The following is a 10,326-nucleotide window of genomic DNA, read 5'->3' as shown; positions in this document are numbered from 1 at the left end:
CTTTCTAGTTGAAGTAAATTCACCTGAGTTTCTAGCATTTTTTCACTCCATATTTTTTCTGGATTTTGACGATTATCTGTTTAGCATAAAAAGCCTCTACTTTTGGATTACAAGCAGACTTAAAAGCATTCATATAGTTAGAATTTTCCTTTTTTCTAATATCCGGAAATACATAACAATATAAATCACTGCTAAAACCCTTACTTTCTAACTCTTTTTTAGGCATTTTTTTCTCATTAACATTTCTTGCTAACTGATGTGGATACTTCCAATCTTTCACATCTATGCTAATTTTAAAACCACTAGGAGTCTCCACAAATAAATCGCATAAATCAAGACCAGGCCATAAAGTAACCTGGCAACCAATTTTCTCTAAATCATCTTTTAGTTTCAATTCAGGAATACCAGGAATTGAAATAAATCTTCTTACTCCAAAATGAGCTTGACGCACCTCTTCTCCAGGATTTAACTCTTGATATTTTTTCTGCTTTTTGCTATTTGAAATCCTGTTAAATTCACATCCTTTATTAGTGCAAATTAGATTACTTTGTTGATTTTTAATCAAATTTCCACAGAAATCACATCGTCGAATCATCCCATCAACATAATATGCACTAGGAATTTTATCTTTGTAAACTTTATCTAATACAAGTTCTTTGAAAATATTAGATTTAGCATTTAAATCAATTAAAATATCACTCCTCTCATCTTGAGTTGACAAAGGGTATCTCACCAAAAATTCCCGAATTTTAGTATAGGTAATATCTGGCTTTTCACTACTTTCAGCTAAGTTTTTAATAGATTCAAAAATTTGGCGCTGGAAACTATCTGGATTACGATAATCTAGTTCTTCTGCTGCCAACTCTTCACATAATTCTGTAGGTACTCCCTCATCATCAAGCAATAATTCATTCTCATATTCATCATCCGATAAATTAAGCTGCCATTCACCAAGAGGAACAGTTTTTGCTTTCTCTATTAGTTCCCCTATTCCTATTGGCATCGGTAAACCATTCATTAAATAGAAAAAACTCAGATAATTTATAGCTCTCTGTAAATTTTTAGAATAAGGATATTTCAGAAAACCATCTTTTTCCATTGCATCATTTGTCTGAATTAGTCCCACTGATAGCTTTCTTAAAATCTGCTCTCCATCAGGTAAATCAACCATTCTTTTCTCCTACCTTTATAACACTAAGCAAATAGGTTAAAACATTTATAAATACTCAAACTTAGTCAGAGATTATTTATAACTTCTGACTTCTGACTTGTGCGTAGCGCTATATCTCCATCATTTTTTTCAGTTCAATTTCTACTTCTTGTTCTGCCAATTTAGTTAAAGCAACTGTGAGACTGCTCATATTCCTAGCCTCAATCTTAACTATATCTAAGTCAGTCAAATCATTGTCTTTATATGCTTCCCGAAGGTGTGGCATATTTTTTTCTATTAATTGAGAAAGTACCACTTCCTGACTAATTTTTCTCAGATGAGACAAAATTTTAATTGTAAAATCTAACCGAGCTTGCCATGATTTTTCCTTTCCATCAATGTTTCCTTGAAGTTGGAAAAGCTCTAACATTTTCTCACGGGTATCCTTCATTTCCTCCTGAATATTTTGGATATAATTGAGAATTTTATTTAAGGTTTCCTGTTCCATATTTTCCTCTTCAAACAATCAAGTATTATACTAATTATATCCAAATTCGTTCAATCTTAGTTCTGGTGGAAATATATCTTCAAATAATATGAAATACAAAAAAATGTGCTACTCCCCCACTCCCCCACTCCCTATAAATTTTTGGTAGCAAACATTAACGTATTTCATATAACTTCCACTTTATATCTGTTAAACCTTCAAATATCCCAGCCATTTTTCCCACTACTTTTTTGCCCTTAACAGTACATCAGTTTATCATACATTTGCTAATTAGCAGGATAGGCTCATTGGTATTTGTTGGGTTGCGCTTGTGCTTAACCCAACCTACGGTATCAATGTTTTTTTACCGGATGTCATTAATAAACCTATTTCTTCAACTGCTAATTAGTGAGATAGGTTCATTGCTCTTTGTTGGGTTGCGCTTGCGCTTAACCCAACCTACGGTATCAATTGTTTTTTACCGGATGTCATTAATAAACCTACCTCTTCGACTGTAGCGGTGGCAGCATCTAGAATATCAACAAATTTACCTTCATATATAATGGCAATATGATCGCTCATTGCCATGACTTCTTCTAATTCTGTGGAAATATACAAAATAGCTGCCCCTTGTTGTTTTTGAGTAAGTAAAGCTTGTTGTACATATTCGGTGGCACCTATATCTAAACCACGGGTAGGTTGCATTGCTACTATTAATGTTGGTTTTCCAGAAAGTTCCCGCGCCAGGATAATTTTTTGTTGGTTTCCTCCAGAAAGTTGATTGACTTTTAACTGTGGATGACTGGCACGAATATCAAATTTTTCTATGGCATTTTTCCCATTATTATTTATTACTTTAGACTGCAAAAAACCATAACGACAAAAAGGCAAAAACTTAAACAATTTCAAAATTAAATTCCGAGCAATACTAAAATTCATAATTAACCCCATTTTCTGGCGGTCTTCGGGAATATATCCCATTTTTAAATTATCTACAAATTCGATTTTTCCTTTCTCTACAAAACGTAAACCGTTAATAGCATCGGCTAATTCTCTTTGACCATTACCATCGACTCCTGCTACTCCTAAAATTTCCCCACTATGCAATTGAAAAGATAAATTATTTACTGTAGATAAACCTCGGTCATTTTTTACTTCTATATTTTTCACTTCTAGAATAATTTTTCCTTTTTCGGCAGGAATTTTATGAGAAATTAAATTTACTTCTCGACCTACCATCATTTCAGCTAATTTATGGGTAGTAGTTGCTGCTGTTTTGATGGTATCTATCACTTTTCCCCGACGTAAAATTGTGACAGTATCACAAACATTCATTACTTCTTCTAGTTTATGGCTGATAAAAATAATTGTGTGATTATTTGCTGCTAACTTTCGCAAAATATTCAGCAAAGAATTTACTTCTGCTGGAGTTAAAACTGCTGTAGGTTCATCTAAAATTAAAATTTTTGCTTGACGATAAAGTACCTTGAAAATTTCTACCCGTTGTTGAATACCTATTGGTAAATCTGCCACTTTACTATTCACTGGTATGTCTAAATTATAGGCTTTTGCCATAGCGTTAATTTCTGCGGATTTTGTGTTTAAATTCAGATTAAATTTTCCACTATTTCCCAAGATAATATTTTCTGTAACTGTTAATGTTGGTACTAACATAAAATGCTGATGAATCATGCCAATACCATAATTTATTGCTACACTCGGCGAGGAAATTTTTATCGGTTTATCTTCTAGATAAATTTGACCATAGTCTGGTTGATATAGTCCTGATAATATATTCATTAATGTGGTTTTTCCTGCACCATTTTCTCCGAGAATAGCGTGGATAGAGCCTGCTGCAATAGAAATATTGATATTATCGTTGGCGAAAAAATTTCCGAAGCTTTTAGTAATATTTTTTAAATGTAAATATGTCATTTCAGTTATCAGTTATCAGTATCTCCTCTAAATAGGGAAGATTGAAATACGGAATTCTGCGCAAATAGCTATTAGCATTTTCTACGGAATGCTCCGCAAACAGATGCATAAATGTACAGGAATTACTAAGGTTTGCTAGTAATCTTTTTCTTTTCTGCGGAATGCCACATAAACATAATTTTTAATTTTCCTTCTCAGATAATATTTTGATAACTGGTAGCTGATAGCTGATAGCTGACTAGCTGAATGCTTACCTTGACTCTAACCTTAAATATCTAATACTTTATAATACTCAATTAGTCTAGTTTAAAGAGGAGTATTCAAAATACTAATATTATTGTAGGAGGTTATACTTACTACAATTATTTTAAGAATTCATAAAATTTTGAATGGAATGTTCTCTATCATTTTGATTTTGTTTGATATAGATTAATTATTTTTATAGCAAGGAACGTAGTTGGTGTTTGAGCGAAAAATTTTGGTCTCAAGCCTGCCCTTTCAAGGGGATAGAATAAAGAGAATATTCCTTATGTCAAGCCTCCTTATTGCAGAGGTACTGATAGCTGATAACGCAGTTATGACCATAGGAGGCTAACTGATAACTGAAATGACTTCTGCTAATGATAAACCTTAGATAGGAAAATATTTTTCCCACTGTTACCAAAAAATGAGGTCCACGCGCCTCCCTTTTAAGGGGATGAAAAAATATTCAGTTCAGTATTTCAAGCCTCCGGCTTTAGTGGTCGGTACTGATAACTGATAACTGATAACTGATAACTGAAATGACCTCTCTTTATCAGTATTTCTATGGTGAGGAAACCCCCTCTTGCAGAGTTGCTCCGCTTTTTCTTATGGTCATGCTCCGCGATATGTTTGGGGAGCAAAACGCTGGGTTCCGACTGCTTACGTCTGTAACCTATATGGGGTCACACCGCTGTTTACTGCTATAAATAAGATTCTATGTTTTTGAATAAAATTTATTAAATATCATGAGAAAAATTAGGTTATTTATTGCTGCTAGTCTGGATGGATATATTGCCAGAATATCGGGAGAAGTTGATTGGTTATTTACTGACCAAGATTACGGATATAATGACTTTTTTGCTGAGGTGGAGACTGTATTGATGGGTCGGAAAACTTATGAGAAAGTGCTAGGATTTGGAGAATATCCATATACTGGGAAACAGGGTTTTGTCTTTTCTAAAACTCGCCACGGTCAAAGAGATGAAAATATAGAATTTATTGGAAAAGATTTAGGAGAGTTTGTTAATAATCTCCGTCAATCTAGTGGTAATGATATTTGGCTAGTTGGCGGTGCAGAAATAATTAAATATTTTATTAAACATGGTTTTCTTGATGAGTTAATTTTGGCAATTCATCCAATTATTTTAGGGGATGGTATTCCTTTGATTGTTAAAGATAAAAATATGGAGAAGAAACTCAAGTTTAAAGAAGTTAAAAATTACAATTCGGGATTGTTACAGGTATTTTATGACTTAGTAGAATAAGGTATAGCAATTGTGGTCATTTCAGTTATCAGTCATCAGTTAAAAATATAGAATAAAAGTAAGAAAATGCTAGATATTACTAAGAAAGATTTTATCAAATCCGGCTGGCAGGATGTGGTTAATGCTAGTGAAAAAAAAGAATGTTTTGCCTACATTAAAGGCTTCTGTCAAAGAGCACAGGAAGCAGAAGAAGTAGGAAAGATTAGAGAACAAAATATATTTAAAATATTAGCAGAAGTGACTATCGTTGATATTAGAAGAACTCACCGACAATTAAAAGAAGAAGACTTTGCTAAAATTAACTTGACTGACAAACATCTAAATTTTCTGCTTGAAATTGCCCCTGAAATATCAGACCCCGAACTTCAGGCAAGAGTTGCAAATATTCTGTGGAGCAAACAACGTAATTATCCGATGGCTAAACTAGCAGTTAATGCTTACATAAAATCTGCTATAAAATTAGAAGATTTTACTGCTATAAAATTAGGAATTCCTACCAAATGGATCGGTTGCTATGACCGAATAGAAAGAGCATTTCAACTAGCAAAAAAAATTAACTATCAAGTTGAAAAAGTAGTTGAATATATAGAAAAAGTTCTCGAACGCTACGAAGGAGAAGACCCTCTTTGGTTATCAGCAAAACTAATGGAACTTTTACAAAAAAATAAACTTGGCTGCCCCAAAAAATATGCTACTCTAGCTGAAAAAGCTGCCCTTCTATCAGAATCATCTTATGACTGGGATAGAGCGAGAAGTTATTGGGAAATCAAAGCAAAATGGCATCAAATAGAAAAGGATAAAGAAAACGAACGAGCAGCTTTAATGCTTGCTGCTGAAACCTATTTTCAACAGGTAGAGAAAGCCCTAAAAAACAATCAGATTTTTTATTTAGCAGCATCAAAAAATCTTCAGAAAGCCATTGAAGCCTTTAGAAATATTCCTGGCACAAAAGAAGAGACTGTAGCGGCAAAAGCAAGAGCAGAAGAAGCTCATAAACTTTTACTTCAGTATCAAGAAAAATCTAAGAAAAAATGGATTACTAACTATTCCGATACCGTTGACTTTACTGAAGTATTAGAGAAAGCCAGAAAAATTGTGAGAGGTGAAAAATTAGAGGATGCTCTTTTTTCCTTAGCTTTATCAACAAATTTTGCAGAAGTTTCTCAACTTAAAAAACAAATAGAGCAGATAGTTTATGATTTTCCTGTATTTCCTATTATGAAAAAAGAGAAAATAAATCAGAATGGTAAAGTTGTAGACAGACAAAAAGTCGAAACTACACAATTTGAGGAACTCAAAGCTGCAATGGAGTTTGAAATGTATAATACCAGTGCATCCTACCAAAGTATTCAAGCCCAAGTATTGATAGATCCAGCCAGGGAACAAATAAATTTAGAACATTCTGTAGAAATTAAAGACTTTTTTCCCATTGTTTCAAATAACCCTTTTGTACCACCCAAGAGAAAATTGTTGTTTGCAAAAGGATTATATGCTGGCTTAACTGGAGATTTCTACACATCTACCCACATCCTTATTCCTCAAATTGAAAATGCCATCCGTTATCTACTTTGGAAACAAGGTGCATTACCTTCTAGCTATGATGATAAAGGAATTCAAAAAGAATATAATTTAAACAAAATTCTTTACCTCCCTGAGATGGCCGATATTTTCGATGAAGACACACTTTTTGACCTGAGAGGTTTACTTGTTGAAAATTCAGGCTCTAATTTGAGAAACCGTATGGCTCATGGTTTGCTAGATGATGATGATTTTTTAAGTCCTCTGATGTCTTATCTCTGGTGGGTGACGCTGAGACTATGTTGTTTACCAAACGTCATATATCAACATGAACGAAGGCAGAAGGCAGATGGCAAAGGGCAGAAGGAACAAATGGATGGGGTTCCTGATGATTTTGGACGTTAAGCTGCAAATCATCCTAAATACAGCTACACTTGATGAAATGAGTTTTGAGGAGTCACGAAAATGCAAAGTCAGAATATAGGTTTAATCCAAAATCTGTTCCAAAGTCGCTTAACAACTCTCGAACACCTCTTAAAGTCAGCTCAGACTCATTTCTCTGACAGCGAACAATTCCTTCAGAAGCGCATTGTGACTGATATGCTTCCTTTTGGTACACAAATTGCTTTCACCTGCAATCAACCACGCAACTTTGCTCTGTGGTGTTACGGCAAGTCTGCGAATAATCTAGATCCAGAAGTCACATCTCTGACTCAGGCATACGAACACATAGCAAACACCAAGCAACTTCTTTTAGGCATTAACGTTGAAGACGAAAAACTAGCTGAGACTACACGCGTTGACTTAAGCCAGGGCCTCTATATTGAGCTTTCTGGTAGCGCCTATGTGAATGATTTTCTGATTCCAAACTTTTATTTCCATTTGGTAACTGCTTATGATATTCTCCGGATGGCTGGTGTACCAATTGGAAAACAGGATTATATGATGCACTTGATGCCATTTGTTAGACAGGCATGAAACCTAATATCATGTCCGGTTTATTAAGATAGTAGGGGAGCGGGGGAGTGGGGGAGTGGGAGAGATTAAATATTGAAGTAATTTAATTATAGAATTATCAACATATACTATATAACCGGATTCTATATAAGTCCTGACTCAGACAAATTCAGCAACAAAGCCATTAACAATTAATAATTATACCATTTCTCAAAAGTCTTGCTACATCTCCTTGAAAGTAGGGAGTAGGGAGTAAGGAGTAGGGAGTAGGGTTAAAAGAGATAAGATAACTTGGTTTAATGCCGAGAATAGTCATAAACATTATTCTACCATTATTATTACTTAATAACTGAAGTCTCATGGGAAGTATAGCATTATTTTTGGGAATTGGTATTATTCATGATTAATTATTCGGTAATACTTTTTTTTCCTTCTTCCCTCTTCCCTCTTCCTTCTTGAATTTCAACTTTTCATACCCTTAAACCTCTCTTTCGCCGACTCAAACGCCTCTTGCATCACACTTTGAATTTTTTCTGAATCTGGCTTTTTCCCTCCCATCAAATCTCCGAAATAAACACAGGCACTTTCACCTAACGCCCAAGTATATGCAGCGGCCCAAGAAGCAGCGATCGCACTACCAAATCCTGGTATAAATTTCGCTAACTCTCTCCCCACTGCTTGAGCGATAAAACCGCCACCAATTGCACTAACAACCCCTCCTGCTTGAGATGGGGATATTGTTTGCCCATACAAATTTCCTAATAAACCTACCATGGACACTTGCAAAGCTGTTAATACTGGCATTGTCGCAAAAGGTAGAGGTACTGCTGCTGCGGTGGCTGCCATAATAGTAAATGATAAAATATAACGTCGCCCCACATCTCGATAAATATTGCCCAGTTGTTTGCTTGCTTGTTCGTCTAATAATTGATAAATTGTTCGTGCTTCTGCTTCTGGAAGTAATTCTGCTAAACTATCTCGAAAGGCTTCTAAGCCATAAAATACAGGATTGTAGTCATCCTCTTCTAGGGTAAAATCTATAAGTACAGAGCGATCGCTCAATTTCTCAAAATTTTCCTCAATAGCAGTAAAAGTACGATTGATTTCTTCATATTCTGGAGGGTATTCGGGATGGTTGTCAGTAGGGTTAGGATAAACTTCATGGAGACAAGTTACTGCTAAAAGACAGGGAATATTTGGATATTCTTGTCGCAACTGTTGTGCTATCTGTCGTAATGTATCAGTAGCAAAATCATTGATTTTTACAGTCAAAATCAAGATTCTGGCGCGGTTACTTTCCTGCTGTAACTCTCCTAGGAGTTCGTCAATAATAACTGGTGTTTCCTGTTTGACATCTCCCAACCCCACAGTATCAGTGAAAATCAATAAGGGCAAATCCTCAGAGGGATAAGCATAACGTTCGGTATGTTGGGTATGAGGGCGAAATCCTTGACCGACTATTTCTGGGGAAACTCCTGTTAAAGCACGCACGATGGAACTTTTACCTGTTTGAGGTTTACCAATTAATAGTGCTTCAGTAGTGGGAAGTTCGGCGCGTACTTTTGTTAATATTTCGGCAACTTGAGCTTCATCGACCGTAAACCATTGCTTTATTGTTTGCGCTGCCCGATCTACAGGAAAAAGTTTAGTTAAACGGTTACTGGTATCATGCCAAATTCCACCAATACGATTTTGCCAAGAGTCTGTTTTTGATTCTGTTTTTACATCTTCAGTTGGTTGAGCGGACTGTTCAGAATTAGGTATTGGGGAGTTAGTATCAGGTTGTTCAGTCATTAGACATCTCCGAAAAAGATATAGATTTTTTGCAGGAGTAGGCAACAGGCAACAGGCAACAGGCAACAGGTAAGATGTTTTTACGAAAAAGGCACGAAAAAAGATTTTTTAGGGTGAATTTTTCGTATCCTTAGTCTGCTCTAATTAAAAGATTTATTTTCTGGATATGTCTATTGCAGTTCAGTTATCAGTTATTCAGTACCTCCAGAAATAGGGAGGGGAAGACAAGAGAATCCAAAATTTCCTTAAAGTCAAGTAGCCAAGGGAACATGATTTCTTTGAAACTAAGAATTTAAGATACTTTCTGTTCCTTGTTCCCTACTCCCTACTCCCTATTTAAGATAAATTTGCCGTAATTGATCGATAGTTTCTACAGTTTTAAGAGAGGTCAGAATTGTTTCTAATACCTGAATATTTTCAATAGTTTTAATCTCTGAAAATATCTCTTTTCCTAGTTATCCAAATTTCAATTCTAATCCGATTTCTATTCCAGAAAGTATTCCTCTTTGTTCACCACGTTGTTGACCAATTTCAATTCCCTCCTCTAAGATTTGTTGATACCAGGGAGATTGTTGTAATACTGCCATATCCCACCTCATTATTTGTTGTATTATTTCCGTTTTTAACACAAATGTAGCAAAAAATGCGAGTAAATTTTCTAATTCTAATAGTTGTTCATCCTCTCGTAAAAGTTGTAATGCTTTTCTCACAGTTGCTTCTTCTCCTCCACCTTTCAGAATAGGAATAAAAGGCATTCAATAATTAATAATTAATAATTAATAATTAATAATTACGCTAGAGGTACTGATAACTGATAACTGAAATGACTTAACCATTGGAAGTCTGAAGAAGCTATTTCTTTGACGGTAACATTGGCAATTCCACTCACCCATTCTACCCAACGACTGGGGGAAATCCCAATTATACGTTTACTACTAATATCAACCTTTTTTGTCTTTTTTGTCATTGATGAAGTT

The 10,326-nt window shown here is 34.9% G+C and carries 9 protein-coding genes and 1 pseudogene; 3 read left to right on the top strand and 7 right to left on the bottom strand.

All coding sequences use genetic code 11. The annotated features are described in order from the left end of the window. Positions 1-31 precede the first annotated feature (31 nt). The 3 genes from AC3DU7_RS14895 to AC3DU7_RS14885 form a co-directional block, all read right to left on the bottom strand. Positions 32-1,171: a restriction endonuclease-related protein gene (locus AC3DU7_RS14895; protein ID WP_488040115.1), complete on the bottom strand. Its 1,140-nt coding sequence runs from the start codon at positions 1,169-1,171 to the stop codon at positions 32-34. 109 nt (positions 1,172-1,280) lie between these two features. Further along, positions 1,281-1,658: a hypothetical protein gene (locus AC3DU7_RS14890; protein ID WP_488040114.1), complete on the bottom strand. Its 378-nt coding sequence runs from the start codon at positions 1,656-1,658 to the stop codon at positions 1,281-1,283. A 438-nt stretch (positions 1,659-2,096) separates the two neighbouring features. Next, positions 2,097-3,572, bottom strand: a complete 1,476-nt coding sequence (locus tag AC3DU7_RS14885; protein WP_488040113.1) for an ABC transporter ATP-binding protein — start codon at positions 3,570-3,572, stop codon at positions 2,097-2,099. 989 nt (positions 3,573-4,561) lie between these two features. On the opposite strand from AC3DU7_RS14885, the gene AC3DU7_RS14880 reads away from it, so the two are divergent. The 3 genes from AC3DU7_RS14880 to AC3DU7_RS14870 all read left to right on the top strand — a co-directional run bounded on the left by AC3DU7_RS14880 (position 4,562) and on the right by AC3DU7_RS14870 (position 7,576). After that, positions 4,562-5,080 (top strand): dihydrofolate reductase family protein, encoded by a 519-nt coding sequence (locus tag AC3DU7_RS14880; RefSeq protein WP_488040112.1) that lies wholly within the window; start codon positions 4,562-4,564, stop codon positions 5,078-5,080. 66 nt (positions 5,081-5,146) lie between these two features. Beyond that, the gene (locus tag AC3DU7_RS14875) at positions 5,147-7,003 is read left to right on the top strand and encodes a DUF7380 domain-containing protein (RefSeq protein ID WP_488040111.1); all 1,857 of its coding nucleotides are present in this window, start codon (positions 5,147-5,149) and stop codon (positions 7,001-7,003) included. A gap of 60 nt (positions 7,004-7,063) precedes the next feature. Next, complete coding sequence (locus AC3DU7_RS14870) at positions 7,064-7,576, top strand: DUF1993 domain-containing protein (protein ID WP_488040110.1); 513 nt, start codon at positions 7,064-7,066, stop codon at positions 7,574-7,576. A 163-nt stretch (positions 7,577-7,739) separates the two neighbouring features. Here the strand turns inward: AC3DU7_RS14870 and AC3DU7_RS14865 are convergent, their stop codons facing one another. The 4 genes and pseudogenes from AC3DU7_RS14865 to AC3DU7_RS14850 form a co-directional block, all read right to left on the bottom strand. Next, positions 7,740-7,877 carry a hypothetical protein gene (locus AC3DU7_RS14865; protein ID WP_488040109.1) on the bottom strand — a complete coding sequence of 46 codons (138 nt, stop codon included), beginning with the start codon at positions 7,875-7,877 and terminating at the stop codon, positions 7,740-7,742. A gap of 140 nt (positions 7,878-8,017) precedes the next feature. Continuing rightward, on the bottom strand, positions 8,018-9,349 hold the full coding sequence (locus AC3DU7_RS14860) for a YcjF family protein (protein ID WP_488040108.1): 1,332 nt from the start codon (positions 9,347-9,349) through the stop codon (positions 8,018-8,020). A 455-nt stretch (positions 9,350-9,804) separates the two neighbouring features. After that, entirely contained in the window at positions 9,805-10,104 is a 300-nt protein-coding gene (locus AC3DU7_RS14855; RefSeq protein WP_488040107.1) for a hypothetical protein, read from the bottom strand. A gap of 35 nt (positions 10,105-10,139) precedes the next feature. Further along, a pseudogene (locus AC3DU7_RS14850) lies at positions 10,140-10,326 on the bottom strand (hypothetical protein); the annotation flags it as partial.

The organism is Okeania sp. (genome assembly GCF_983059655.1).
This window is presented reverse-complemented; position numbering and strand designations above follow the sequence as displayed.

Bases quoted from the DNA above. Each gene is read 5' to 3' on its own strand.
- AC3DU7_RS14865 (WP_488040109.1), bottom strand. From the start codon at position 7,877: ATGTTTATGACTATTCTCGGCATTAAACCAAGTTATCTTATCTCTTTT.
- AC3DU7_RS14870 (WP_488040110.1), top strand. From the start codon at position 7,064: ATGCAAAGTCAGAATATAGGTTTAATCCAAAATCTGTTCCAAAGTCGC.
- AC3DU7_RS14875 (WP_488040111.1), top strand. From the start codon at position 5,147: ATGCTAGATATTACTAAGAAAGATTTTATCAAATCCGGCTGGCAGGAT.
- AC3DU7_RS14885 (WP_488040113.1), bottom strand. From the start codon at position 3,572: ATGACATATTTACATTTAAAAAATATTACTAAAAGCTTCGGAAATTTT.
- AC3DU7_RS14880 (WP_488040112.1), top strand. From the start codon at position 4,562: ATGAGAAAAATTAGGTTATTTATTGCTGCTAGTCTGGATGGATATATT.
- AC3DU7_RS14895 (WP_488040115.1), bottom strand. From the start codon at position 1,171: ATGGTTGATTTACCTGATGGAGAGCAGATTTTAAGAAAGCTATCAGTG.
- AC3DU7_RS14855 (WP_488040107.1), bottom strand. From the start codon at position 10,104: ATGCCTTTTATTCCTATTCTGAAAGGTGGAGGAGAAGAAGCAACTGTG.
- AC3DU7_RS14890 (WP_488040114.1), bottom strand. From the start codon at position 1,658: ATGGAACAGGAAACCTTAAATAAAATTCTCAATTATATCCAAAATATT.
- AC3DU7_RS14860 (WP_488040108.1), bottom strand. From the start codon at position 9,349: ATGACTGAACAACCTGATACTAACTCCCCAATACCTAATTCTGAACAG.